This is a genomic window from Halomonas sp. WWR20, assembly GCF_054602495.1.
Genome location: NZ_JBTRHR010000003.1, coordinates 242,442 through 268,161, shown reverse-complemented (window position 1 = coordinate 268,161; position 25,720 = coordinate 242,442). Strand labels below are relative to the sequence as shown.

The 25,720-nt window shown below is 59.6% G+C and carries 21 protein-coding genes; 11 read left to right on the top strand and 10 right to left on the bottom strand.

The window, feature by feature from the left end:
• Together tamA and tamB are read left to right on the top strand one after the other, a co-directional pair.
• Positions 1–1,848, top strand: coding sequence for an autotransporter assembly complex protein TamA (gene tamA, locus ACW4DH_RS07680; RefSeq protein ID WP_459635784.1), 1,848 nt, complete (start codon positions 1–3; stop codon positions 1,846–1,848).
• Positions 1,812–5,906: an autotransporter assembly complex protein TamB gene (gene tamB, locus ACW4DH_RS07675; RefSeq protein ID WP_459635783.1), complete on the top strand. Its 4,095-nt coding sequence runs from the start codon at positions 1,812–1,814 to the stop codon at positions 5,904–5,906. The genes tamA and tamB overlap by 37 nt, the downstream gene beginning before the upstream one ends.
• On the opposite strand, the gene ACW4DH_RS07670 is transcribed toward tamB, so the two are convergent.
• Positions 5,875–6,348, bottom strand: a complete 474-nt coding sequence (locus ACW4DH_RS07670) for a YchJ family protein (protein ID WP_459635782.1) — start codon at positions 6,346–6,348, stop codon at positions 5,875–5,877. The genes tamB and ACW4DH_RS07670 overlap by 32 nt on opposite strands.
• Positions 6,349–6,366: 18 nt before the next feature.
• Between ACW4DH_RS07670 and msrA the strand changes: the two genes are divergently transcribed.
• Positions 6,367–7,002 (top strand): peptide-methionine (S)-S-oxide reductase MsrA, encoded by a 636-nt coding sequence (gene msrA / locus ACW4DH_RS07665; protein ID WP_459635781.1) that lies wholly within the window; start codon positions 6,367–6,369, stop codon positions 7,000–7,002.
• Positions 7,003–7,029: 27 nt separating this feature from the next.
• Here the strand turns inward: msrA and ACW4DH_RS07660 are convergent, their stop codons facing one another.
• The 8 genes from ACW4DH_RS07660 to ACW4DH_RS07625 all read right to left on the bottom strand — a co-directional run bounded on the left by ACW4DH_RS07660 (position 7,030) and on the right by ACW4DH_RS07625 (position 16,329).
• Positions 7,030–8,073 (bottom strand): hydrolase, encoded by a 1,044-nt coding sequence (locus tag ACW4DH_RS07660; RefSeq protein WP_459635780.1) that lies wholly within the window; start codon positions 8,071–8,073, stop codon positions 7,030–7,032.
• Positions 8,074–8,149: 76 nt separating this feature from the next.
• On the bottom strand, positions 8,150–9,469 hold the full coding sequence (gene pepQ, locus ACW4DH_RS07655) for a Xaa-Pro dipeptidase (protein WP_459635779.1): 1,320 nt from the start codon (positions 9,467–9,469) through the stop codon (positions 8,150–8,152).
• Entirely contained in the window at positions 9,459–10,376 is a 918-nt protein-coding gene (locus ACW4DH_RS07650) for a LysR family transcriptional regulator (RefSeq protein WP_459635778.1), read from the bottom strand. Before ACW4DH_RS07650 ends, pepQ begins: the two co-directional genes overlap by 11 nt.
• A 138-nt stretch (positions 10,377–10,514) precedes the next feature.
• Complete coding sequence (locus tag ACW4DH_RS07645) at positions 10,515–11,576, bottom strand: ABC transporter ATP-binding protein (protein WP_459635962.1); 1,062 nt, start codon at positions 11,574–11,576, stop codon at positions 10,515–10,517.
• A 20-nt stretch (positions 11,577–11,596) separates the two neighbouring features.
• Positions 11,597–12,601 (bottom strand): ABC transporter ATP-binding protein, encoded by a 1,005-nt coding sequence (locus ACW4DH_RS07640; protein ID WP_459635777.1) that lies wholly within the window; start codon positions 12,599–12,601, stop codon positions 11,597–11,599.
• A gap of 5 nt (positions 12,602–12,606) precedes the next feature.
• On the bottom strand, positions 12,607–13,548 hold the full coding sequence (locus ACW4DH_RS07635) for an ABC transporter permease (protein ID WP_459635776.1): 942 nt from the start codon (positions 13,546–13,548) through the stop codon (positions 12,607–12,609).
• On the bottom strand, positions 13,545–14,594 hold the full coding sequence (locus tag ACW4DH_RS07630) for an ABC transporter permease (protein WP_459635775.1): 1,050 nt from the start codon (positions 14,592–14,594) through the stop codon (positions 13,545–13,547). Before ACW4DH_RS07630 ends, ACW4DH_RS07635 begins: the two co-directional genes overlap by 4 nt.
• A gap of 151 nt (positions 14,595–14,745) precedes the next feature.
• A complete protein-coding gene (locus tag ACW4DH_RS07625) occupies positions 14,746–16,329 on the bottom strand; it encodes an ABC transporter substrate-binding protein (RefSeq protein ID WP_459635774.1) in 1,584 nt (527 codons plus the stop codon).
• Between the two features lie 312 nt (positions 16,330–16,641).
• Here ACW4DH_RS07625 and ACW4DH_RS07620 point away from each other — a divergent pair, with 312 nt between their 5' ends.
• A complete protein-coding gene (locus ACW4DH_RS07620; RefSeq protein WP_459635773.1) occupies positions 16,642–17,139 on the top strand; it encodes a c-type cytochrome in 498 nt (165 codons plus the stop codon).
• A gap of 41 nt (positions 17,140–17,180) precedes the next feature.
• Here ACW4DH_RS07620 and can read toward each other — a convergent pair whose 3' ends face one another.
• The gene (gene can, locus ACW4DH_RS07615; RefSeq protein WP_459635772.1) at positions 17,181–17,831 is read right to left on the bottom strand and encodes a carbonate dehydratase; all 651 of its coding nucleotides are present in this window, start codon (positions 17,829–17,831) and stop codon (positions 17,181–17,183) included.
• 139 nt (positions 17,832–17,970) lie between these two features.
• On the opposite strand from can, the gene gorA reads away from it, so the two are divergent.
• From gorA to ACW4DH_RS07580, 7 genes are all read left to right on the top strand, one after another.
• Positions 17,971–19,332, top strand: a complete 1,362-nt coding sequence (gene gorA, locus ACW4DH_RS07610; RefSeq protein WP_459635771.1) for a glutathione-disulfide reductase — start codon at positions 17,971–17,973, stop codon at positions 19,330–19,332.
• 265 nt (positions 19,333–19,597) lie between these two features.
• Complete coding sequence (ectA, locus tag ACW4DH_RS07605) at positions 19,598–20,176, top strand: diaminobutyrate acetyltransferase (protein ID WP_459635770.1); 579 nt, start codon at positions 19,598–19,600, stop codon at positions 20,174–20,176.
• Positions 20,177–20,198: 22 nt separating this feature from the next.
• On the top strand, positions 20,199–21,464 hold the full coding sequence (ectB, locus tag ACW4DH_RS07600; RefSeq protein ID WP_459635961.1) for a diaminobutyrate--2-oxoglutarate transaminase: 1,266 nt from the start codon (positions 20,199–20,201) through the stop codon (positions 21,462–21,464).
• A 122-nt stretch (positions 21,465–21,586) separates the two neighbouring features.
• Positions 21,587–21,982, top strand: a complete 396-nt coding sequence (locus ACW4DH_RS07595; RefSeq protein ID WP_459635769.1) for an ectoine synthase — start codon at positions 21,587–21,589, stop codon at positions 21,980–21,982.
• A 340-nt stretch (positions 21,983–22,322) separates the two neighbouring features.
• Positions 22,323–23,180: an ATP-dependent zinc protease family protein gene (locus ACW4DH_RS07590; protein ID WP_459635768.1), complete on the top strand. Its 858-nt coding sequence runs from the start codon at positions 22,323–22,325 to the stop codon at positions 23,178–23,180.
• 8 nt (positions 23,181–23,188) lie between these two features.
• Positions 23,189–24,694, top strand: coding sequence for an inactive transglutaminase family protein (locus ACW4DH_RS07585; RefSeq protein WP_459635767.1), 1,506 nt, complete (start codon positions 23,189–23,191; stop codon positions 24,692–24,694).
• A gap of 3 nt (positions 24,695–24,697) precedes the next feature.
• Positions 24,698–25,669 carry an alpha-L-glutamate ligase-like protein gene (locus ACW4DH_RS07580; RefSeq protein ID WP_459635766.1) on the top strand — a complete coding sequence of 324 codons (972 nt, stop codon included), beginning with the start codon at positions 24,698–24,700 and terminating at the stop codon, positions 25,667–25,669.
• Positions 25,670–25,720: the final 51 nt, after the last annotated feature.

The window sequence follows — 25,720 nt, the reverse complement described above, 5'->3', positions numbered from 1 at the left end:
ATGCGCTGTACGCCTATGCTGCGTTACGGTGCATGTTTGGGGGCGCTTTTAGCGTTGCCCGCTCAGGCTATGGATGTCGAGGTGCAAGGCCTTTCCGGCCCCGCTGCCGCTAACGTGCAGGACTATCTGGCCGAGTTGGAGGCATCCGAGGAGCCCGACCAGGAAAGTCTGGACGCCGTGGTGCGTTCACGAACCCAGGAAGCGTTACGGGCGTTCGGCTACTACCAGCCCGAGATTGAAACGGCTTACCCCGAGGGCCCTCGGGGTGATGAGGTGATCATCACCTTGGCGCCGGGACCGCAGGTAAAGATTACGCACCTCGATGTGGCTGTCGAAGGCGATGCCAAGGACGATGAAGCTTTTCAGGCTGCGCTAACCCGTTTCTCGCTGCACGAGGGCGACCCTCTGCGTCATGAGCCTTACGAGGCGTTCAAGAGCCAGCTATCGACGTTGTCGCTTGAGCGAGGCTATTTCGACTCCACGTTTACTCAGCAGCGTATTGAGGTCCGGCCCTGGGAAGAGAGCGCCAGGATCTCTCTCAATATGCAAAGTGGGCCGCGCTACCATTTTGGCAATGTTTCGTTCGAGGGGAGTCAGATAGAAAAGGATCGTCTGGTCAATATGCTGCCCTTCGCACCGGGCGAGCCCTACCTGGCGGGTGATCTCGCCTTGTATAACCAGCGCCTGAGCCGTACTAACTGGTTTCGCGGAATTAGCGTACGACCCCATGTGGACGACGAGCCTCTTTCACCACCATCGACCGCGACCTGGTGGCAGGAAGCCACGGGTAGCGGCCTCCAGGCTGTGCCCCGAATCGAAGAAGCCAGTATCCGTGTTTCACGGCGTCTGGCCGGTCAGCGCAACATTAGCGTCCCGGTGGATGTCAGATTGATTCCCGCCGACAGGCACCAGTTCGAGATCGGTGTCGGCTATGCCACCGATGTCGGACCACGGACCCGGTTTGCCTGGAATCGGCCCTGGATCAACTCGCGCGGTCATAGTCTGGAGCATGAGCTGTTCCTGTCCGCTCCCGAGCAACGCTTCAGCGGCGAATACACCATGCCGTTAGCGAACCCGCTGCGTGACAGTTACCAACTGCGCTATGGGTTGGAAAGCATCGATAACGAAGACACTCAAAGCTTTGTGAGTGCCGTGGAATTGGCCCGCCACTGGGAATTCGATACCCTCGACGATGGCTGGAGTCAGGATGTTTACCTGCGTGCCGCTTACGAGGATTTTACCCAGGCGGATCAGAAGGAGCAGGTCTTCCTGTTGTATCCGGGGATCAGTTGGGCGCGTGTGCGCACCCGGAACCCGCGCTTTCCTACCTGGGGCGACCGACAGCGTCTGTCTATCGAAGTCTCCGATCCCCTTTGGGGTTCGGATGCACGCTTCGTCAGAACCACCTTCGAGAGTCAATGGGTACGGATGCTGGGCAACGACAACCGATTTGTCGGCCGCATGGGCGGAGGTGCAATGGCGACCGACACCTTCGATCAGGTACCACCATCGTTGCGCTTTTTCGCCGGTGGCGATCAGAGCGTGCGTGGCTACTCCTACGAAAGCCTGTCGCCGGAGAATGAAGAGGGCGAACTGCTCGGCGGCCAACATCTTCTCACCGCGAGTCTGGAATATCAGCGGCGTGTCACGGGTGACTGGTGGGGGGCCGCCTTCGTCGACACCGGCAACGCCTTCGACGCTTGGTGGCCCGAGGATCTCAAGACCGGTGCCGGGCTGGGGATACGCTGGGTTTCGCCGGTAGGCCCCATACGTTTTGATATCGCTCACCCCTTCGATGACGAGGAGGACTCGTGGCGTCTGCATTTCGCCATCGGGCCGGAATTCTGATCCGTGCACTGATCTTCGTGCCTCTCTGGTTACTGGGGCTCCTGCTGTTCGTGCTGGGATTGGCACTTTCTCCCTGGGGAACGTCCTGGCTGATGTCCCAAGCGCAAACGCAGGGCTGGTTGAGCGTGGAGAGCGTGGAAGGCGCACCGCTCGACACCCTGGTGCTCCATGGCTTGCAGGTTGAGGCCGGCGCCGTGGACTTCTCCGCCGAGACGCTGCGACTGGCCTGGGCAGACGATTGTCTGCTGGATGGCAAGCTATGCCTGGACGCCTTGCAGCTGCGCGGGGCACGTATCCGAATCACTCAGGACGAGCCTACCGACGAGACGCCTCAGTCCGAGTCATCCATATCGGCGGGCATGCCTCGTATGTCACTTCCCTTTCCCATCGAGTTGCGCGCCCTCGTGCTCGAGGATGTTGCCGTCTTGCTCCCCGACGGGACACGGCTGAGCTGGCAGCGGTTTAGCTCGGGCGTTCGCGCCTCCGGCCAACGTGTCACGTTACTCCCCACGCGCTGGGAGGCGGTGCGTTTGAGCTTGCCGGAATCACCGGGGCAATCACTGGCGCTGCAGCAAACGCAGGGCTCGACCTCTCTCACCGCGGAGGCTATCGACGCCGCTAGCGCGATACGCGAACCGGCGCCATCCACGTCCCCCGGTGAGAGCCTGTCGCGCGAAGTGAATGTCGCCGCGGCCGAGCTCGTGACACCCCCGACACCCGCGGAAGAGATTGCCCAGGCACTGCCGGAGGTGACGACGGGAGAGGCACAGCGGCTCTCATTGCCGGATATCCAGTTACCACTCGACGTGCGTATTCCACGCCTGGTGGTCAGCGATTTTCGCCTGCAAGGGCCGACGCCGTACCGGGTCGATCAACTGAGGCTCTCCGCCAGCGCTCAGGGCAGCCAGGTGGCTCTCGATCAACTGCGCATGGAAACGCCCGACGGCAGCCTGCGCTTTCAGGGCGAAGTGCAGTTGCAGGATGATTACCCGCTCGAAGCCCATCTGATCGCTGATATCAGCCACGAAGTATTACATGAACAGCATGTGGAGCTTAAAGCCCACGGCTCTTTGGCGGCGTTGAATCTCGACCTGCAGGCTGAAGGGGCAGTCACCGCCCAGCTCAATGCCGAGCTTGACGCACTGTCATCATCGCTGCCTTTCTCAGTAGCACTGCACGCCCAGGATTTACGCTGGCCGCTGCCGGGCAGCCCCGCCATGGACCTGGCAGGTGGGCCCGAAGGCCTCGACAAGGAGGCTGTCGAGGCTTCGCGACAGCTGGCTCAGGCCGGTATTCCCAGTTACCGGCTCCCGAGGCTGCAGTTGCAGGCTGATGGCAGTCTCGACGCTTACCGGGTGGCGCTAACCGCCAGGGCAGAGGGTAGTGAGCTCCCCGCCACCGATATCGCCCTGACCGGGGCGGGAGATATGGAGCACTTCGTTTGGGAGCCTCTGGCAGTGAGAGCGCAGCAAGGTTCGCTGCGCAGTACCGGTCGAATCGACTGGCAGCCGGCCCTGGCAGTCAAAGCGCACCTCCATCTCGACCAGTTACCCCTAAACCTGGTGACGGATGCGGTGGAAGGCATCCTCAATGGCGAGGCAGAGCTGGCCTTCAACATGACCGAGGGTGGGTGGGCTCTCAGCCTGCCCGAGCTTTCCGTGGACGGCACGCTGCAAGGGCGTCCTTTAAGTCTTGAAGCACGTTTGCAGGGCAACAGTGCCATGCAGTGGCAGATCGAGCGTCTGGACCTGCGCCAGGGACAGAATCGCCTGCAAGCCCAGGGGCGAATCAGTGACAGGCTGGCCATGCATGGCTCGCTTGAGGCGCCGGCTCTGGCGACGCTGATGCCCGAGTTGGGCGGCGCTTTGCGGGGCAACTTCGAGGCTAGCGGTACGCTGAAAGCGCCCCAGGTCGATATCAACCTGCAGGGTGATTCGCTGCAGTATGCCGAGAATCGTCTTGGCTCCCTGAGCCTCGAGGCGCATTCGACTGGGCTCGTGGACCCGCGTCTGGACCTGGATCTCGACATGCAGGAACTCGTCGCGGCAGGGAACCGTATTGCATCGATCAGCGCCGACCTCACCGGGCGCTTGTCCCAACACCGGCTGACGTTACAGGCCGATCTGGGAGAGGGGCTGCCCGCGTCGAGTTCACAGCTGACCTTGGAAGGTGGGCTTGACCAACAGGCTCAACGCTACCAGGGCCGATTCACTCGACTCGAGGCCGCGACGGATTATGGTGACATTCACCTCGGGAACGATTTGCCGTTCGCCGCCGATCTGGCCGCTCAGAACGTGACGGTCCAGCCTTTCTGCCTGGTTCGCGAACAAGGAGGCAACGCATGTCTGCAAGACGTGCTGAGCGCCTCCGCCCAACAAGGCAATGCCCGCTTGGCGCTACAGGATGTCCCCCTATCGATGGTCAACGCGTCCTTGCCGCCTGGATGGGCGATGGCCGGCGAGCTTGCGGGCCAGACGTCGCTACGCTGGAGCCAAGGGGGTAGCGAATGGTCGGCCAGTGCAGATGTCGATAGCCAGTTTATCGTCACGGGCGAGGATGCGTCCGGTCAGCCCTGGCAGGTACCGCCGGCGACACTGAGCCTGCAGGCGCAAGCGACACCGCGCCAAGCCAGCACCCAGCTGGTTCTGGAGTTGGAAGATGCCGGCAATGTGCGCCTGGATCTGGATATCGACGATCCTATCGGTGCTCGCGCACTGGAGGGTCGCTTGAATATCGACAATCTGCAGCTTGCTCCCTATCGTGCGCTGACCGAGGCGCTGAACCGGCTGGACGGAACCTTAAACGCTAACGTGGCGCTTGCCGGGACCCTGGAAACACCGCGCTTGAACGGCAACCTGCTTTTGGATGGACTCCAGGCACAGGGAGCCGATATTCCCGTCACCGTGGCGGATGCGCGCTTGGCAGTAACCCTTGAGGGAACCTCGGCGCGTATCGATGGCTACGTGGCCGGTGAGAACAGTGGTCGCCTGAATCTCGATGGTACGGCCGGCTGGCAGGACCCTGTCGAGTGGCGGGCAAGCATGAATCTCAATGGCGTCGAGGCTCCGTTGTTGGTGGCGCTTCCCGACTTCGGCCGGTTGCGTGTCGCACCGGATCTGCAGATCGCGGTCAATCCCGACTTATTGCGAGTGCGCGGGCAGGTTCGGGTGCCCTGGGCCCGCCTTGAAGTGGACCAAGTCCCGGCGTCGGCCGTCGCGCCCAGCAGTGATGAAGTCATCATCACGCAAAGCGAGGATGCCCGCAGAACCGCCGAAGCTCCTGGCGCAGAGCAGACAGAAGCTGCGGCCCAGGCATTGGCTGATGCCGGCATGGCACTGGATGTGCGCATCGAGCTGATTCTGGGCGATGATGTCCTGCTCGAGGCCTTTGGACTCGAAACCGGCTTGACCGGCACGCTGGAAGTCCGTCAGTCCACCGGCCCGGTACAGCTCTTCGGCGATATCAATCTGGAAGATGGCCGTTACGGCGCTTTCGGACAGGACCTGATCATCCGGCAGGGGCAGGTGTTGTTCAGCGGTCCGGCCTCGCAGCCGCGCTTGCAACTTGAGGCGATACGCAACCCCGAAGCGACCGAGGACGATGTCATTGCCGGGCTACGCGTCACTGGGCCGGCGTCCCAACCCAACCTCGAGGTATTCTCGGAACCTGCCATGAACGAGAGTCGGGCGCTGGCTTATCTGTTGCGTGGCCGAGCGCCTGAAAGCACGGCGGATGACAACGCTCTGGCTTCGGCACTGATTGGCCTGTCGCTTTCCCGCAGCGGCCGTGTCGTGGGGCAGATCGGACAAGCATTCGGGGTCGAGGACTTGAGCCTGGACACCGCCGGCAGTGGCGATGAGAGTCAGGTTGTGGTTAGCGGTTATGTTTTCGACGATCTCAAGGTGAGCTATGGTGTAGGGATTTTCTCGCCGATTGCCGAGCTCACCTTGCGCTATCAGTTATTGCAGAATCTGTATGTCGAGGTCATAAGCGGGGCCGCCCAGGCGATGGATCTGATCTATACCTTCAGCCGCGGGCGCAGCAGCGCTTCGCCTTGAGGCCGCTGCCGCAGGGGCAGGTCGCGTTGCGGCCGATATCGAGTCGCCGCCACTGGGCATCGCCATCGACATAGCGCCAGTGACCGACGTCGTTGGCAAAGCGGAAGCGGCTGGTCTCGCGTAGCTCCCCGAAGCGGCCGGCATCGATGAACCGGGCTCGAAAAGTCACGCTAGCATCCCCATCTTGAGTTTGGGCATCCTCGATATTCAGCCCGATCCAGCGAGGCCCAGGTGCGGCAAGCGATTCACGTGACGGACGCTGGTCCGGTTCCCAGGTTGTCAGCAGTACGTCGACGTCCTGCAGGACGAAGGCCGTGTAACGGGCACGCATCAAAGCCTGCGGTGTCGCCGCGCGACGTGGGTCCTGATGTACGGGGCCGCAGCATTCGGCGAAGCGCTGCCGGCTACCGCAAGGGCATGAATCAATATTCTTGGCATCCATCAGAGCGAGACGTTTCCCATGTGGACATTGAACAAGACCCGTCTTCCCACCGCGCAGGAAGCATTGCCGGGCCGCGACACACCCGTCCGTATTAGTGGCGAACATTACGTGACGGGCCGCTCGATGATACCGCCCTATCCCGAAGGCAGCGAAGTGATCGTGCTGGGGCTGGGGTGCTTCTGGGGAGCGGAACGTCTGTTCTGGCAGCTTCCCGGCGTGCATGTCACGGCGGTAGGTTATGCCGGCGGCGTGACGCCCAATCCGACCTATGAAGAAACCTGCACCGGCAAGACAGGGCATGCCGAAGTCGTCAAGGTGGTCTTCGACCCGACGGTTATCGGTCTGCCCGAGCTGTTGCGCGTTTTCTGGGAAGCGCACGACCCGACCCAGGGCATGCGCCAGGGCAATGACATCGGCAGCCAGTATCGCTCGGCGATTTACACCACGCAGGACGAACATCGTCCGCTGGTCGAAAAGAGCCGTGACGAATATCGGCAAGCGCTGCAGATGTCGGGTCTTGCCGAGATCACGACCGAAATCGCCCCGCTCGAAGCCTTCTATTACGCCGAAGAATATCATCAGCAATACTTGGCCAAGAATCCTGGTGGCTACTGCGGTCTGAAGGGGACCGGGGTGAGTTGTCCGATCGCCTGAAACGTTAGGGGAGACGATGCGCGGGGCTTACTCTTGCCGGCTTGAGCGCCACTCTGTGCCCGTCTCCTTCACGTGTCCGGCCATCGCCGCCCATTCCTGCAACTGAGCGGTTACCCGACGAGATAGCCAAGACGCCAGGGTGGCATCGCGTCGCTCCATGAATCCGACGTGACCGCCCTGAGCGGCGATCTCTACGCGCACTGCGTACGAGGGGGGCGGTAGCCGGGCAAACATATCGCCCGGCATGAAGGGATCGTCTGCAGCGTGCAGAATCAATGTCGGCAGTTCGAGGTCCCCCAGGAAACGTCCGGCAGAGGCGCGCTGATAATAGTCGCTGGCAGAGGTGAAGCCATGCAACGGCGCGGTCACCTCATTGTCGTAGGCCCAGAAGGTGTCGAGTTCCTTGAGCTGCTGCAACGAAAGATCGATAGGCAGAGAGCAACCGCTGGTCATCTTCAAGGCAATCTTGCGCTTGAGAAACTTGAGCAGGTGACGCTGATAGACACGTGAGAAGCCAAGGTTGAGGGCGTCGGCACTGGCCGCCAGGTCGAGCGGCGCGCTGATGGCAATGGCACCGGCCAGGTCAAGTCCGTCTCCGCCTTGTTCGGCCACCAACTTGAGCAGCATGTTGCCGCCCAGCGAGACGCCGGCGGCCACTTTCAACGCATGAGGATAGCGCGCGGCAAGTTGTCCGATCAGCCAATAGGCATCGGCCGTATCGCCTGAATGGTAGGCGCGCGGCAGCCGGTTGGGCGTCTTGCCACAGCCTCGGAAGTGCATCATCAACGCACGCCAGCCGAGTCTCGAAGCCATGTACAACAGCTCGCGCGCGTAAGGTGAGTCGAAGCCGCCCTCCAGGCCATGAAAGAGCAGGAAAATCGGCGCAGTGGGATTGGCGGGAGCCGGACGCACCCAGGCCAGTTCGACAAAGTCACCGTCCGGCAGGTTGAGTATTTCGGTGTCGCGCTCCAGAGGTCGCAGTGGTAACAGTCTCGGCAATAGCGTCTGTACGTGGCGGTTGCCAAGGCCTCGAGGGGCGAGAAAATCGGCGGCGACGATGGTGCGTGACATAGCGATGTCCCGGTTTGCTCACGACAGCTTGGCTGCCCGACGTCTGGCGCAAGCGCTTACGATAACGTCGCTGCTGTCAGCGACGTGTCAGGTTGCACGGGCCTTGTTCGGTTATCGCGACATTATCCTCGATGCGGATCCCCCCGTGACTGCGCAGCGCATCGACACGTGCCCAGTCGATGTCGCTCCCGACAGGTTGTTGTTTCAAGGGGGCTAGCAGCATGTCGATAAAGTATAGCCCCGGTTCCACGGTAACGATCATGCCCGTTTCCAGCGGCCTCGTCAGACGCAGGGCCGGATGCTCATCGGGAGGGGGCAATACTTCACCGCTGGCATTCTTCTGCCGTCCCGCTACGTCATGCACCTGAATACCCAGCAGATGGCCCAGACCGTGCGGGCAGAAGGCGCGGGTAATCCCCTGGTCGAATGCCGCCTCGGCACTGCAGTGCACCAGCTTTTCCTGGCTGAGCAGAACCGCTAGATGGCGATGCATCGAGAGGTGCAGGTCAAGGTAACTCGTGCCCGGGTGCATATGCTCTATGAGCGCTTGCTGAAGGGTCTCGACACCGTCCAGCAGGGCCGTAAACGTATCGTGAGACTCCGGACCCGCCCAGGTACGGGTAATGTCGGCGGCATAGCCCGCCACGCGACGACCGGCGTCCACCAGCAGCGAATGGCGTTGCCGAGGCGGGACCAGCGCATAATGCTGATAATGCAGCACCCCGGCATGCTCGTTGAGCCCCATGATGTTCTGGTAGGGCACGTGAGATTCACGCTGACGGCTGGCCGCCAGGTAGGCCAGTTGGATATCGAGTTCGGCACTGCCGGCGAGAAAGGCATCGCGTGCCGCGGTATGGCCCAAGAGTGACAGACGATTGGCCTCGCCAAGGCAAGCGACTTCATATGCGCTTTTGCGGACCCGGAGTTCGTCCAGGGCAGCGATGAGCAGGGCGGGGTTGGCCTCGGCACCTAGCGCTTGTGCCTGAGATGGCGTTATATCGCCGAGCGCGGCCAACTTGCCGGGGACCTGTTCGGCAAAATGCGCGTCACGCAGTGGCGCGATGGTGAAGCGTTCTGCGAACACCCCGTCCGGAAGGACGGGGCTAAGATGCCAGAAATCTTCAGGCGCATAGCACCATAAGCATGGGCGCTGTCCGGGACGAATCAGCAGCCAGCTGTGTTCGATATCGGAGCGGGACAACCAATGCACGAAGTGGCCATAGGCTGTGAACGTGGCATGCTGGTCGTCGCCAAAGAACTGATGCGGATGACCGCTGTACAGCCACACGCCATCATAGCCTTGCTCACCGAGTATACGGGCATACTCACGCTCGAGTCTGTCCAGATGGGCGTGGTGAAGCGGCTCCCGTTGAGCATCCTTCATATCATCCGTCATGCAGTGTCTCCCGTAGATGTTTCCAGATATCCGCCAGGCCGGGATGGCGCGAGTCCTCCCGGGCATAGAGCCGCAAGTGCAGCGGAACATCCCAGCGCTGATCGCCAGCCCGGATGAGTTCACCAGTGTCCAATGCCTGGCGCGCCGTACGCCACGGCAGCCAGCCCATGCCATAGCCCTGAATGACCAGCTCCCTGATACTGGCCGTCTGTATGTTTTCATTGAGGGGGGTGAGATACACCGTTTGCGCCGAACGCTGCAGATGCGCCTCAAGTGCTGCGGCCATCAGGCCGCGCGGATGAAACGCGATGAGCGGCAACGGGGCTTGGCGCCGGCCGGGTAGTGTAAAACGCGCCTTGCCTTGCTCATCCGGGGCACTGACCGGAATCAGACGCTCCTCACCGATATTGAGATAGCGCAGTCCCTGCCAGTCGTTGGCCATGTCAAAGCGCCCCATCGGCCAGTAGCACAATGCCATGTCGCATTCGCCGCGTTCGAGTGCCTGAAAATAGTCGCCGATCAACCAGGTGGTCGCTCGCAGGTAAGGGATCAGGCGTTGCCTCAGGCCGTGGACTTCCAGCCATCGCGGCAGGAAGTGGGAAACCAGACTCTGCGGGGCCGCCAGTGAAAGACGGCTCGCGTCTGCGGAAGCGATGCTCTGCAAGCGTTCGCGCGTCAGCCGGACCCGCTCGGTGACCTGTTCGCAAAGCAACAGGAATTCTTCACCGGCCGGCGTGAGACTCAGCGGCAATGTCTGGCGATTGATCAGCGTCGTGCCCATTTCTTCTTCCAGCAGACGGATACGACGAGAAAACGTCGGCTGCGTGACGTTCTGCTCATCGGCGGCACGCGAGAAATGCCGTGTCTTGGCCAAGGCAATGAAATCTTCCAGCCAGCGGATTTCCATCTTCGGCTCTCGTGGCGAATAAAATTTTCCGAAGGCAAACGATATCCCGAACGCGATAACGGGAAGATATCATGGCGTACATGTTCGCTTCCCGATATCACGGTTCGTATCGCCGGGCAGGCAATCTTTGTGCCGCGGTCAGATACGGCCTTCTTCCACCGCATGACACGCCACGCGATTGTCACCTTCGGTGGCGATCAAGCGTGGCACTTCCTGACGACACCGTGCATTGGCATGTGGACACCGGGCGTGGAAAACGCATCCGGAGGGAAGATGTACCGGCGTCGGCACCTCACCGGAGAGGCGGACGAAATCCGGCCGGTCATCCTCGAGACGCGGAATCGCGGAGAGCAGCGCCTGGGTATAGGGATGGCGGGGCGCGGCAAACAGACTGCGGGTGTCCGCCAGCTCGCATACCGTGCCCAGGTACATCACCGCCACCCGGGTGCCGAAATGCTCGACCACTGCAAGATCATGGGTGATGAACAGGTAGGTCAGGTTGCGCTGATCCTGGGCGTCCATTAGCAGGTTGAGCACCTGTGCCTGGATGGAGACGTCCAGTGCTGAAATCGGCTCATCGGCCACGATGAATTCCGGATCGACGGCCAGCGCCCGGGCAATGGCAATGCGTTGACGCTGCCCCCCGGAGAATTCATGACCGAAACGCGATCCCCAGTCGGGATCGATGCCGACCGATTCCATCACCTCGGCGACCTTGGAGCGAACCTGGTCCTGCGTCGAGCCGGGATGATGAAAGCGCAGGGGTTCCTCCAGCGTCTGCTGAATGGTCATGCGCGGGTTGAGCGAGGCGTAGGGGTTCTGAAAGATCATCTGCATGCGACGGCGGTAGGGCAGCAGCTGGCGCGGACTGAGATGATCGATGCGTTCGCCATCGTAGTGGATCTCGCCGGCACTCGGCGTCAGCAGGCCCATGACGGTACGCGCAACCGTCGACTTGCCGCAGCCGGACTCGCCTACAACACATAACGCTTCGCCACGCTTGACCTCGAGATTGACGCCATTGATGGCATGCACCGCCTCCCGGCGCCGAACCAGCCTTCCGCGTTCGAAACGCAGCTGCTCGAGCAGACCTTCCGTCAGCGGGAAACGCTTCTCGAGGTCACGAATCTCGACCAAGGTCTTGGCCGTCGTGGTTCCCGAAAGGGCGCGTTGATCAGCGACAGCATCGGGCGATGCCATCGCGCTGGAGGAATCCAGGGTCATGACGTTTCCCTCTCTTCGAGCATATCGCGCACCATGTGGCAGGCGACGCGGCAATTACCGGCGGCTACGAATCCCGGCACCGTCTCGATGCAGTCCTGCCGCGCATTGCCCTGAGCATCGAAATGGTACTGACAACGCGGATGAAAGGCACAGCCGCTGGGAATGCGCGACAGTGACGGCATGGCGCCGGGTATCTGGTTGAGCCGCTGGCCGGGAGTCGCCATCTGCGGCAAGGCATTGATCAACCCCTGTGTGTAGGGGTGTTGGGCGTCGTTGATGATCTCCCGTGTGGGCCCTTGTTCGATGATGCGCCCGGCATACATGACCAGGGTGCGCTGGGTCACCTGGCTGACCACCCCCAGGTCGTGGGTGATCAAGATCAGACCGACATTGTGCTTTTCGCACAGCTCGAGCAGCAGATCCATGATCTCGGCCTGAATGGTGACGTCCAGTGCGGTGGTCGGCTCGTCGGCTATGATGATGTCCGGGTCGAGCAGCAGCGCGATGGCAATGATGATGCGTTGACGCATCCCCCCGGAGAGTTCATGCGGATACTGATCGAGGCGCTTCTCGGGCGAGGGGATATGCACCTGCTGGAGTTTCTGCAAGGCAATGGCCCGCGCCTCGCGGGTTGAAATGCGCCGGTGCGCCTTCAGGCATTCGACCATCTGCTCGCCGATCGACAGTACCGGATTGAGCGTCATCATCGGATCCTGAAAGATCATCGACATGCGATTGCCGCGGATGCGCTGCAAGGCACGCGAGGATAGCTTCGTCAGGTCCTGTCCATCGAAGCGGATACTGCCGCCGGCGATGTAGCCCGGCTTGGAAATCAGGTTCAACAACGTGAACGCTGCGACGGACTTGCCTGCGCCGGACTCGCCGACGATGCCGAGGCGCTCGCCGCGGTCCAGCGTGAAACTGACATCGCGCAGCGCGCGAACCTCGCCCTGGCGGAGGGCGAAGCGCACGTCGAGATTGGAGACTTCGAGTAATGCCATGTGCATCAGCCCTTGTAGAGTCGGGGGTTCATGACGTCGCGCAGCCAGTCACCCAGCAGGTTGATGACCAATACCAGCACCACCAGGACGGCACCGGGCAGCAGGGTGATCCACCAGGATCCCGACTGGATGTAGTCGAAGCCGGACTTGATCAGCGAGCCCAATGACGGGTGGGTTTCGGGCATGCCCAAGCCGAGAAACGACAGCGCCGCCTCCGAAATGATGGCGTTGGCAATCTGCACCGTGGAGATGACGAAAATCGGCGACAGGGTGTTCGGCAGGATATGGCGGAACATGATCCGCTTGGCGCGAAAGCCCATCACCCGCGCAGCGTCGACGTACTCCTTGCTGCGTTCCGCCAGCACCGAGGCGCGCACGGTACGCGCATATTGCGGCCATTCGGCAAGCCCGATGATCAGCACCAGGATCGGCACGGCATAGTCGCTGTAGATGGCGCCGCCGAAAGACGCCTTGATCACCGCGCCAACGATGATCGCCACCATTAATGTCGAGAATGACAACTGGATATCGGCCAGGCGCATCAGGAACGCATCGACACGTCCGCCCAGGTAGCCTGCCATCAGACCGAAGGTGACGCCGATCAGCGCCTGAAGAATCACCGCACCGAAACCGATGATCAGCGAGACCCGAGCGCCATAGAGGATGGTCGACAGCATGTCGCGCCCCTGGGCATCGGTGCCCAGCGGGTACATGGGGTCGCTGCCGTCGACCCAGAACGGCGGTAGTTCGGAGCTGAGGATATCGATCTGCGTCAGGTCGTAGGGATTCATCGGCGCCAGCCAGGGCGCCAGAAACGCCGCGAGAACCATGGCGACGAACACCACCAGGCATAGCTGGGCGACGATATCCCGCTTGAAGCTGTAGAGCAGATAGGAATTGCGCAGCCTCGACCAACGCGTCGGGACCGTCTGTAGGGGCGTGTTCATGCGGGCTTCCCTGTCAGCTTGACGGTGGGGTTCACCAGGCCATAGATCAGATCCACCAGGGTATTGGTGATCACGAAAATCAGGCCAACCACCATCAGGTAGGTGACGATAAGCGGAATGTCGGAACGGTTGATGGCGTTGAGAAACATCAGGCCCATCCCCGGCCACTGGAATACCGTCTCGGTGAGAATGGTGTAGGCGACCATGGTGCCGATCTGCACGCCACCGACGGTGATGACCGGCAGCATGGTGTTCTTCAACGCATGCAGGAAATAGATGCGGCGCATGGAGATGCCCTTGGCCCGGGCAAACTTGATGTAGTCCGACTGCATGACTTCAAGCATCTCGGCGCGAATCAGGCGGATGAATAGCGGCAACATGATCGAGGCCAGGGACAGCGCTGGCAGCACCAGGTACTGAAGCCCCTCCCACGAGGCGAAATTGGTATACCAGGTACCGGCAACATGGGTCAGGTCATTGCCACGCCCGTAAGCCGGCATGCCACCTTCGGTGGACAGCAGTCCGTTGAGCCAGCTTCCCCAGCCGGTATCGTCGGGAAAGGGGGTGAAGCTGACGCCGACGGCGAAGAGCTGGATCAGCACGATGGCGGTGAGGAACACGGGGATCGAGATGCCGACGATGGAGACGCCCATGAACAGTCGAGACAGAGGCGAGCGCGGCTTGATGGCGCTATACACCCCGATGGGTGCCGACAGCAGTATGATGATCAAGGTCGCCGCGATGACCAATTCCAGTGTCGCCGGCAAGTGGCGCAGAATGACATCGGTCGTGGGCTCGTTGAAGAAGTATGAATAGCCGAAGTCGCCCTGTACGGCATTCTTAGCGAAGCGTACATACTGCACCAGGAAAGAGTCGTTGAGCCCCAACTGCTCGCGCAGTTCCGCGCGTTCACTCTCCGGCACCGACTGGCCGACCATCTGATGGATGGGATCGCCCAGATTGCTCTGTATGGAGAAGCCGATGATGCTGATGACAAACATCACCAGAATGGCGTGCATCAGCCGCCTGATCAGAAAGGCAATCATGGATTGCGTGTCCTGTCTGCAGACGGGAACGACGCGGACGTAGGATACGCCGCGTCGTTCCCGAGCTTGGGTGAGTTACCGAAAGTAGAGAGAGCCGCTCCCCGCAAGCCGCCGGATACCCGGTTTCCTGCAAGCGAGGAGCGAGCCGAGCTCACTCCTCGACGACGAGGTCCCCCAGGTAGGGGAAGTTCATGACATTGAGCACGGGCTCGATCTGGATACCCTTGCGGGCCGCCCAGGCGAGATCCTGCCAGTGCAGCGGCATGAAGGCGGCATCGTCATACAGGGCTTTCTCCACGGCCTGAAGCAATTCGGCACGCTGCTCGCGATCCACCATGGTATTGGCTTCGTCCACCATGGCATCGACTTCCGGATTGCAGTAGTTGGCCGCATTGTACTGGCCGGCGCCGGTCTCCGGATTCGGGCACTCGGTCAGGTACTCGAAGAAGTTTGCCGAGTCGCCGGTATCCGAATACCAGCCGATCATCATCATGTCGGCAGCACGGGCATCGAACTCATCCCAGTACTGCGCCAGGGGCAGCGTCTTGAGGTCCACCTTGACGTTGATGCGCGAGAGCATTGCGGCAACGGCCTGGGCGATCTGGGCATCGTTCACGTAGCGGTTGTTGGGCGCCATCATGGTGATGCTGAAACCATCGGCGTAACCGGCTTCCTCCATCAGCTGCTTGGCCTTCTCCAGATCGTAGCGCGGCGTCAGCTCCGGATTGTGGCCGGCGTAGCCTTCAGGAGACAGCTGGGCTGCTGGCGTGGCGAACCCCTTCATCAATCGGTCGGCGATGCCTTCCTGATTGACGGCGTAGTTGAACGCCAGGCGCACGCGAGGATCCTTGAATGCTTCGACCCGGTTCTGGTTGAGCTGGAAGGTGATGATGCGTGCCCCCGACATGGTGACGAGGTCGGCATTCTTGTCGGCTCGCACGCGATCGAGATCATTGGGCGGCACCGGAGCGATGAAGTCGACATCGCCGGAAAGCAGGGCGGCGACGCGTGTCGCGTTTTCGCTGATCGGCGTCAGGACAATATGATCGACATTCCCTGGCGACTGAGTGTCCCAGTAATCATCGAAGCGCTCGAACTCGACCTTCACGCCTTGCTGACGGCTGGTGACGGTATAGGGGCCGGTCCCTGACGTATTGCGCGAGGCAAAGGAGTTGCCGCTCTTGACGATCTCGCTCTTGTCCTTGCCGTCCTCGGTCGTGCCGGAATAGAACTCGCTGTCCATGGGGAAGATATAGGTGGCGAGGTTGAGCAACAGCGGATAGGGCTCGCGGGTCTTGATCTCTACGGTGTGCTCATCGATCGCCTCGGCGCTCTCGATAGGCTCGAAGATCGCCTTATAGTCCGGGCTGCGCTTCAGACGCTCGATGGTCCAGGCGACGTCTTCGGCCGTGAAATCGTTGCCGGAGTGGAACTTGACGCCGTCGCGCAACGTGAAACGCATGGTGGTGTCATCGATCCGTTCCCAGTCGGTCGCCAAGCGCGGCTCGAAGTCGAAGTCCTTGGTCCAGCGTACCAGCGGATCATGGGTCAGGTGAGACAGCTGGAGCATGCCCCCGGAAAGCTGCTCATGAATATCCAGGGATACCGGGTCCGCGTCATAAGCCACGCGCAGGGTGACTTCGCTATCGGTATTCTCGGCTTGTGCCATTACTGTCAAGGGAAGGCTGACGGCTGCGCCCACCAAGGTCGCTAGCAAGGTTTTCTTGAGTCGCATGAAATTTGCCCATGGTATGTTGTTATGCGGCCTTGTGACCGATAACACAACATAAAGACGTGAATGGCCTAGCGACAATCGAAATTGTCACTGACATCATGCATGAACTGAATAACGTGTCCGAACGAACCATGGCGGTGCCTCATGGTCTTCTGTGAAAAATCGACGAATGCTGTCCAGGCACGGTGAAAATTGACGACATGGGCAAGTGCAGATATTTCAGACAGACTGTAACTGCAGGAACTTTACCGGCGCTCAGGCTGCACGAGCGCGCAATTTGTATCTTGTAGCTTAAAAAAAAGGATTTAGATGGTGAATACCCAGTTTCTTCTGCCTGCGGCGGTTGCCTCGCTGTTGCTCGCGATATCTTTTCGAACCCTGGCAGATGACGTCACGACGTCGCCCCCCCAGGCTTCCGAGGTCAGTTGGGACACTCCTGAGCAAGCCATCACCTGGCGGCGCGATGAATTCAAGTCGATCGAGCGGGCAATCAAGAAGTTGCGTTTCTCGCTAGTGGTACATCCCGACCTGCAGGCGGCACGTGAGCCTCTCGCGCTGCTTAAGGAAAAGGCCAATGCCGAGCATATGCTGCCTGCGTTTCGCATGGAAAGTTATGGGGGCGAGTCGCAAGCCCGCCGCGAAATATGGGAGAACTGGGAAACGTTTGCACAGGGGTTCGCGGATCTCGAGGCCAAGGTGGATACGCTGAACCAAGCCGCACAGGCCGAGGATTTCGATACCGCCAAGCAGGCATTGAGTGACGTGGCCTTGAGTTGCAAGAATTGTCATCGCCGCTTCAAGGAGCGCTGAGCCTGCCGGCGCAAAGGCCGACAGGAAATGCAAGCCAAGCATCAGGCGTCGGGCGAGGGCTGCAAGCGATCCATGCGATACAGCTGGGCCACTTGCTCAAGCCCCGAATGCGTGCAGCCCAGGTCGGTGACGCGTCCATCCGTCAGACTGTAGACCCAGCCATGCACGGAGAGGGGCTGCTCGCGCTGCCAAGCTCGCTGCAGGATCTTGGTGCGGCTAAGATTGGCCACCTGCGCCTTGACGTTGAGTTCGCACATCCTATCGACCTGCTGCTCCAGAGGCAGTTGCTCCAATTCCGGGCGGTGAAGGCTGTACAGTTCGCGCACGCTATGCAGCCAGTAATCGACGATGCCGTTTTCCCCGCCGGTAATCGCCGCTCTAACCCCCCCACAGCCATAATGGCCCACGATCATGACGTGTTTCACTTTGAGGACATCGACCGCAAACTGAACCACCGACAGTGCGTTCATGTCGTTGTGGTAGAGGATATTGGCCACGTTGCGGTGTACGAATACCTCTCCGGGGGGCAAGTCGATGATCTGGTTGGCTGGCACCCGGCTATCGGAGCAACCAATCCATAGGTAATCAGGATTCTGCTGCCGAGACAGGCGAGAGAAGAAATCCGGATCACGCTCACTGATGGATTGCGCCCAGCAACGGTTCTGTTCCAGTAACTTATCTATCTCGTTCATGGATCGGTCCATACCCTTTGGATCTTGGTAGTGATGCGCTTTTACTCCGACATCTTGGTGCAGGTCAACCTGTAGCGCCCCTCCCTGAACTGTTGCCGGACTGGTATCATCGGCAATATTTACGCACCAGGAGACCGATGTGGCACAACATGACTTCGACCTTTTCGTCATCGGAGCCGGATCAGGCGGGGTTCGCGCTGCCCGTACCGCGGCGGCAACCGGCGCACGCGTCGCCATTGCCGAAGACCGTTATCTCGGCGGCACTTGCGTCAATGTAGGTTGCGTGCCCAAGAAACTCTATTCCTATGCCGCGCACTTTCACGAGTCATTCTCCGACAGTGGCGGTTTCGGCTGGACATTCTCCGACGCGCCGCGTTTTGAATGGGCGACGCTGCGCGATAACAAGATCGAAGAGATCAAACGTCTCAACGGCATTTATGGCCGCCTGCTCGAGGGCGCCGGTGTCGAGCTGATCAACGGCCGGGCTTCGATCGTTGATGCCCATACCGTGGAAATCGCCGGGCAGCGCTACAGTGCAGAAAAGGTTCTGGTTGCCACGGGCGGGTGGCCCTGGATTCCGGACTTTCCAGGGCATGAGCATGTCCTCGACTCCAATCGGGTCTTTGATCTCGAGACGTTCCCCAAGCGCTTTCTGGTGCTAGGCGGGGGCTATATTGCCGTCGAGTTTGCCAGCATCTTCAATGGATTGGGGAGCGAAGCTCACCTGATCTATCGTGGCGAGCTGTTCCTGCGCGGTTTCGATCGGGAAGTGCGCGAATTCACGCGTAACGAAATGCAGAAAAAGGGGGTAACCCTGCATTTCGAAACCACGATCGAGCGTATCGACCGGCAGGGCGATGCCTTGCAGGTGACTCTGACCAACGGAGAGCAGCTGGAAGTCGACGCCGTACTCGGCGCTACGGGACGACGTCCCAACTTGGCCGGACTGGGGCTCGACACGTTAGGCGTAGAGCTCAACGCCAACGGCACCGTGAAGGTCAATGATCGCTACGAAACCTCCGAGCCCAGCATCCTAGCGCTTGGCGACATCATTGGCGGCCCGGAGTTGACGCCGGTTGCGCTGGCAGAAGCCATGCATCTCGTGCAGATCCATTATGGCGGGACGGCGCCACGCCCGCTGGATTACGAGAATATCGCGACGGCCGTGTTCTGCCATCCGAATATCGGTACGGTTGGGCTCTCCGAGGAGGAGGCTCGTGAACGCTTCGGTGATGTGCGTATTTATAGCGCGGACTTTCGCCCCATGAAGCACACCCTGTCAGGCAGCGACGAACGCTGTTTGATGAAGCTGGTCGTGGACGATGCCAGCGATCGCGTAGTGGGGGCTCATATGGTGGGCGAAGAGGCAGGCGAAGTCATTCAGGGCATCGCCATCGCCGTCAGAGCGGGGCTGACCAAAGCCGATTTCGATGCCACCGTTGGCATTCATCCCACCGGGGCTGAGGAATTCGTCACCATGCGCAGCGTCACACGCCGCTGATCGCGCTGCGAGTACGTCACAGGCCGCATAACGCGGCCTGTTTTCGTTTAGCCTCGGGTCGCATGGCGACTTTCGTCAGCTATTGTCGCGCAAGTGAACTAAACTCGATGGCAGTATCTCTCATCGCAACAGCAGCGCATGAGCACGACACATCAGCGTATAACCGTTATTTATAGTTTCATATGACGTTGATAAGTACGGATTTGATTGCTCTATAAGCTCCTGTTATCATTATTCATGAATTCGCCAACTGCGAAATATAGATATGAACGCTACCACTCAAGTCTTCACTCCTTCAGCCGACCTGGCCCGCCCCAGTGTGGCGGATGCTGTGGTCGGCAGCGCCAAAAAACCATTGTTCATTCGCAAGCCAACCACTGACGATGGATGGGGTATCTATGAATTGGTGAAGGCCTGCCCTCCACTGGATGTCAACTCGGGCTATGCCTATCTGCTGCTCGCCACTCAGTTCCGCGACAGCTGCGCAGTTGCCACCAACGAGGAGGGAGAGATAGTCGGTTTCGTCTCAGGCTATGTGAAACGCAGTGCGCCCGACACCTATTTTCTGTGGCAGGTGGCCGTGGGTGAGAAAGCTCGCGGTACGGGCTTGGCCAGACGCCTTGTCGAGGCGGTGATGAGCCGCCCCGAAATGGCTTCGGTCCGCCATCTGGAAACCACTATCACGCCCGATAACGAAGCTTCGTGGGGGTTGTTCAAACGCTTGGCGGATCGCTGGCAAGCGCCTTTGAACAGCCGTGAATACTTTTCGACAGATCAGTTGGGCGGAGAGCACGATCCGGAAAACCTAGTGCGGATCGGCCCCTTCGAGCCACAACGTATTTAATACCAGGAAGGTGAACATGAACATGCTGACAGATATTCTTGAACGGATGGAATGCGGGGTTCGTACCTATTCCCGCTCGTTTCCCACGGTCTTCAATCAGGCCAAGGGGGCGCGTCTGTACGCAGAGGATGGTAAGGAATATATCGATTTTCTGGCCGGTGCCGGTACGCTCAATTACGGGCACAACCATCCCAAGCTCAAGGAAGCATTGCTCGAGTACATCGCGTCCGATGGTATTGTTCATGGCCTGGACATGTGGACCAAGGCTAAACGCGACTATCTCGAGGCCCTTGAGGAGAATATTCTCAAGCCGCGCGGCCTGGACTATAAAGTTCATCTACCGGGGCCCACCGGTACCAATGCCGTTGAAGCGGCCATTCGCTTGGCTCGTGTCGTCAAGGGCCGTCACAATATCGTGGCCTTCACCAATGGCTTTCATGGTGTGACCATGGGGGCGCTCGCGACCACGGGTAACCGCAAGTTCCGCGAAGCGACCGGGGGCATCCCCACCCAAGGCTCCAGCTTCATGCCGTATGACGGCTATCTGGGCCAAGGTGTCGACACTCTGGATTATTTCGAAAAACTGTTGGGCGACAAATCCGGTGGCATGGATTTCCCTGCGGCAGTCATTTTCGAAACCGTTCAAGGGGAGGGCGGCATCACTCCCGCAGGGATCGAATGGATGCAGCGCCTCGCCAGGATCTGTCGCGAGCAGGATATCCTGCTGATCGTTGACGACATCCAGGCGGGATGCGGCCGTACCGGCAAGTTCTTCAGCTTTGAACATGCGGGCATCACCCCGGATATCGTGACCAATTCCAAGTCACTGTCCGGCTTTGGCTTGCCGTTTGCCCATGTGCTGATGCGCCCCGAGCTCGACAAGTGGAAGCCAGGCCAGTACAACGGCACTTTCCGCGGTCATAGCTTGGCAATGGTGACGGCCACCGCCGCCATCCGTCATTTCTGGAGTGACGACGCCTTCGAGCGCGAAGTACAGCGTAAGGGAGGCATCGTCGAAGAACGCTTCAAGCAGCTTGCCGCCTGGATTACCGAGCAAGGCCACCCGGCCAGTGAGCGTGGCCGCGGCCTGATGCGCGGTATCGACGTGGGACGCGGAGAGATCGCTGATAAAATCACTGCCCAGGCGTTCAAGAATGGCCTGGTGATCGAAACCAGTGGTCAGGACGGCCATGTGGTGAAATGCCTCTGTCCGCTGACGATCAGCGATGAAGATTTGAACGAGGCGCTCGATATTCTCGACAAGAGTGCAAAGGAAGTTCTGTCTTGATGATATGCCATGAGAAACAGTCTTCTCGTGGCCGTATCCGGTAAAAGTCGAGTGGGTAAGGTTGGTCCGTCATGCGCGGGCCGGCTTGTTTATACAAGGGCTGTCAAAAAAGGATTATTGATATGATCGTGCGTAACCTCGAGGAATGCCGCAAGACGGAGCGCTTTGTTGAAGCCGAAAATGGCAATTGGGATAGTACGCGCCTGGTTCTGGCCGATGATAATGTGGGCTTTTCCTTCAACATCACCCGTATCCATCCTGGCACCGAGACCCACATTCACTACAAGCATCATTTCGAAGCGGTGTTCTGCTACGAAGGTGAAGGTGAAGTGGAAACTCTTGCGGATGGCAAGATTCATCCCATCAAGGCCGGCGACATGTACTTGCTCAACCTCAACGACGAGCATCTGCTACGCGGCAAGGAAAAAGGCATGACCGTGGCCTGCGTCTTCAACCCGGCGCTAACCGGACGCGAAGTCCACCGTGAAGACGGCTCTTACGCACCGGCGGACGATTGAACCCCGATCGGGAATTCAAGAGGATGCTCCAGTGGGGCATCCTTTTTTATGCAGCGGTTTATTCCAAGCCTTGCTTATTCAGCTGGCGCAGAAGGATTGTGATGATTGTCGCCCAGCCGGCTTCTTTGCCATAACTTCGCATAATATATATTATGTTAAATCACATATAACCAGCCCAACTCGTGACGCTTCCCCCGCGCTCAGTAGCGGTCGAATGGACGCGCCCCGGCCAAGCCCTTATCATTTGGCGCTGCTTAACTTTCGCCGTTTATGGTGTGGCGGTAAATCCTCTTCACTACGGGTCGCGTTGACTCGTGTAGCGTTTCCGAATGTTGGAAACGTGGTTGACCTGGAATCCATGATGCCGATCCGACCTTTTGCGTTATCCACGTTGCTTGTAGCAGCGCTGACCTTTTCAGGCTGCAGCACGCTGCCTGCTCCCTCGACCGCTGCCGATTCAGTAACGCCGTTGCAGATGGATACGCGCATCGGTCAGATGGAGCAACTTGTGCTTGAGCAATGCGCTAGCCAAACACGGCTATTGCGCGCCCAGGCCGAGAAATCTCAACGCATCCTCAGCGGTGTTACCGATAACGGTGTGCTACTCCGTGGACTGCGCGCAGATGTCGAAAGCCTCGATGAAAGTCCGCAAGTCATCAATAACTGTCCCGCGGGTGCCGACAGTCCGCTGGATAACAAGGAGATCGTCGGTCGCATCGAATGGGTCGGATTTCCGACGATCGGAACCCACCTCAAGGCTCGTATCGATTCAGGAGCCAACACATCGTCCTTGTCGGCAAAGGACATCACCGAATTCGAGCGTAACGGTGAGAATTGGGTACGCTTCAAGCTTGCGCTTGAAAACGAGGACTCGTTCGTCGCTTCCGTCAACGATCAATGGATCGAGGCGCCCGTAACCCGCACGGTCAAGATACTTCAGGCTTCGGGCAGCGAAAGTCGTCCAGTTGTCAGCCTGTTAATGACGCTGGGAACTATCAAGCAGCGTGTAGAGTTCACCCTGAATGACCGCACTCACCTCACTTATCCGGTGCTGCTGGGACGGCGCTTCTTGATGGATCTCGTGATCATCGATGTCAGCCGCACCTATGTTCAGCCTCGCCCTGAGTTCAGCGGTGGCCCCCGCATCGATGCGACCGCTCAGGATGATGCCGCCATTGATGACGCAGAAACCCGCTAAGGAATTCCATGTCACGCGTGCCCTTTTATCTCCTGGTCGGCATTCTGCTGCTGGCCGGTATCGTGCTGACGGCATACCGTCATGTACATTCTGATGTTCCCTTGTCTCCGGGCGAGCAACGCCAGATATGGGAAGTTGAGGCCCAGGTCAACTTCACCGCCCTGGGCGATGCCGCCAAGGTCAACCTTGCACTGCCCTCGAATCAGCCGGGGTTTCGGATACTCACGCAAAACACCGCCTCCTCGGGTTATGGCCTTTCCTTTCTGGAAACCGATAATGGCCGGCGCGCTCAGTGGGCCATTCGCGAAGCCGTAGGGCCCCAGCAGCTGTATTATTCGGCTCAGTTTCTGGCAACCGAGGGAGGCGAATCTCTCGAGGCTCAGCCCCCCTCCTGGGATGAAGATATCGTCTGGGAGCATCCTTTCGACACCGCTGCCACGGCTGTCATACAACAAGCTTATAATCGCTCGGCGGATTCCTATACGTTTACGCGCGAACTGATCAAGGAATTCGCCGAAAAGCGCCAGGGTGAAAATGCGCGACTGTTGTTGACCCAGTATGCGCGCCCCGAACTCCTCACTCGGCTGCTCAAGGAAGCCAAGGTACGGGCACGCCTGGTTTACGGCCTTATGCTTGAGGATGGTCGGCGGCGTCAGTCACTTACGCCCTGGCTCCAGGTCTTCGAGGGTGATCGTTGGGTACTGATCAATCCCGAAACCGGCGAGCAAGGTCGACCGGACAATCTTTTGCTCTGGGAAACCGGCGGCCAGGCAGTGCTCGAGGTGCAAGGCGGTACCAACTCCCGGGTCTCCTTCTCGATGATCCGGCATAGCGAGCCGGCCTCCGTCGCGGTGCGCAACCAGCTGATCGACAGCACGTTGATCAACTTCTCGATACATAGCCTGCCATTGGAAGAGCAAGCGCTGTTCAAGACCATTCTGTTGATTCCCATCGGTGCACTCGTCGTGGTGTTGCTGCGCGTGCTGGTGGGGCTCAAAACTTCCGGTACTTTCATGCCGGTACTGATCGCCCTCGCCTTCATCCAGACCACCCTGTTTACGGGGCTGATCGGCTTCCTGTTGGTCGTGTCGGTGGGGCTGGTCATTCGCAGTTATCTCTCGCGGCTTAACTTGCTCCTGGTCGCCCGCGTGTCAGCGGTCATCATCACCGTGATCGCCATCATCTCCATCTTCTCGGTGATGGCCTATCGCTTCGGGCTCAATGCCGGGCTGACGATAACCTTCTTTCCGATGATCATCCTGTCATGGACCATTGAACGCATGTCGATATTGTGGGAAGAGGAAGGCCCCAAGGAAGTGCTCAAGCAAGGCGGCGGCAGCCTGCTTACCGCGGTACTCGCCTATCTGGCAATGAACAATCCCTGGGTACGCCATATCACCTTCAACTTTCTCGGTGTGCAGATGATTTTGATGGCGCTGATCCTGCTGTTGGGTAATTACACGGGGTACCGGCTGCTCGAATTGCGGCGCTTCAAGCCCCTGGCTGAGGATTGAGTCATGTGGATTTCTCCCGGCAAGCTCCGTGCCAAGGGCATCATCGGCATGAATCGGCGCAATATTCGCTACATCGGTCGTTACAATGCGCGCCACCTCTATCCCCTGGTAGACGACAAGCTCCAGACCAAATTGTTGGCGCAGCGCTTCGGCATCACCACGCCGGATCTCATCGGAACGGTAACCACACAGTTCGGTGTCAAGGGTGTCGCCGCCATGGTGGCGCCCTACTCCGGCTTTGTCATCAAACCCGCCAAGGGCAGCGGTGGCAAGGGGATACTGGTCATCGAGCGGCAGGACGCGGAAGGTTACGTTAAACCCAGCGGTGTGCATATCGCGCGTGCCGACATTGAGCGCCACGTCTCGAATATCCTCTCCGGCCTCTACTCACTGGGCGGATCCCCGGATATCGCCCTTGTCGAAACGTTGATTGCCTTCGACGAGATCTTCGCCGAGTACAGTTATGAAGGCGTGCCCGACATTCGGGTCATTATCTTCAAGGGCTACCCGGTCATGGCCATGATGCGGTTGTCGACCGCAGCTTCGGATGGCAAGGCCAACCTGCACCAGGGCGCCGTGGGTGTGGGGCTGGATATCGCCACCGGCACGGCACTGCGTGGTGTGCAGTTCAACCTGCCTCGCGAGGACCATCCGGATACTGGGCATGATCTGGCCTCGCTACAGGTACCGGGATGGGAGGAACTACTGCGCCTGGCGGCTAGCTGTTATGAAATGACTGGCCTGGGTTATCTGGGGACCGATATGGTGCTCGACCGCTATCGTGGCCCGATGCTGCTTGAACTCAATGCCCGTCCCGGCCTGGCCATCCAGATGGCCAACGGAGAAGGCCTGCGCAAGCGCCTTGACCTCATTGAGCGTCAAACCGCAGAGCGTTCGGTCGAGCAACGAGTGGCCTTTTCCCAACAGCACTTTGCCCGTAAGGGCGAACTGGCGTTGGGTTCCAAGGTCTCGTGAGGCGCTTCGCCGGCAATGCCTGGCCGAGGGTATGGCGAAAGGCGTAAAATA

Coding starts and splice junctions, on each gene's coding strand:
- tamA (WP_459635784.1), top strand. CDS start 1: ATGCGCTGTACGCCTATGCTGCGTTACGGTGCATGTTTGGGGGCGCTT.
- ACW4DH_RS07670 (WP_459635782.1), bottom strand. CDS start 6,348: ATGGATGCCAAGAATATTGATTCATGCCCTTGCGGTAGCCGGCAGCGC.
- msrA (WP_459635781.1), top strand. CDS start 6,367: ATGTGGACATTGAACAAGACCCGTCTTCCCACCGCGCAGGAAGCATTG.
- ACW4DH_RS07660 (WP_459635780.1), bottom strand. CDS start 8,073: ATGTCACGCACCATCGTCGCCGCCGATTTTCTCGCCCCTCGAGGCCTT.
- pepQ (WP_459635779.1), bottom strand. CDS start 9,469: ATGACGGATGATATGAAGGATGCTCAACGGGAGCCGCTTCACCACGCC.
- ACW4DH_RS07650 (WP_459635778.1), bottom strand. CDS start 10,376: ATGGAAATCCGCTGGCTGGAAGATTTCATTGCCTTGGCCAAGACACGG.
- ACW4DH_RS07645 (WP_459635962.1), bottom strand. CDS start 11,576: ATGGCATCGCCCGATGCTGTCGCTGATCAACGCGCCCTTTCGGGAACC.
- ACW4DH_RS07640 (WP_459635777.1), bottom strand. CDS start 12,601: ATGGCATTACTCGAAGTCTCCAATCTCGACGTGCGCTTCGCCCTCCGC.
- ACW4DH_RS07635 (WP_459635776.1), bottom strand. CDS start 13,548: ATGAACACGCCCCTACAGACGGTCCCGACGCGTTGGTCGAGGCTGCGC.
- ACW4DH_RS07630 (WP_459635775.1), bottom strand. CDS start 14,594: ATGATTGCCTTTCTGATCAGGCGGCTGATGCACGCCATTCTGGTGATG.
- ACW4DH_RS07625 (WP_459635774.1), bottom strand. CDS start 16,329: ATGCGACTCAAGAAAACCTTGCTAGCGACCTTGGTGGGCGCAGCCGTC.
- can (WP_459635772.1), bottom strand. CDS start 17,831: ATGAACGAGATAGATAAGTTACTGGAACAGAACCGTTGCTGGGCGCAA.
- ectA (WP_459635770.1), top strand. CDS start 19,598: ATGAACGCTACCACTCAAGTCTTCACTCCTTCAGCCGACCTGGCCCGC.
- ectB (WP_459635961.1), top strand. CDS start 20,199: ATGCTGACAGATATTCTTGAACGGATGGAATGCGGGGTTCGTACCTAT.
- ACW4DH_RS07595 (WP_459635769.1), top strand. CDS start 21,587: ATGATCGTGCGTAACCTCGAGGAATGCCGCAAGACGGAGCGCTTTGTT.
- ACW4DH_RS07585 (WP_459635767.1), top strand. CDS start 23,189: ATGTCACGCGTGCCCTTTTATCTCCTGGTCGGCATTCTGCTGCTGGCC.
- ACW4DH_RS07580 (WP_459635766.1), top strand. CDS start 24,698: ATGTGGATTTCTCCCGGCAAGCTCCGTGCCAAGGGCATCATCGGCATG.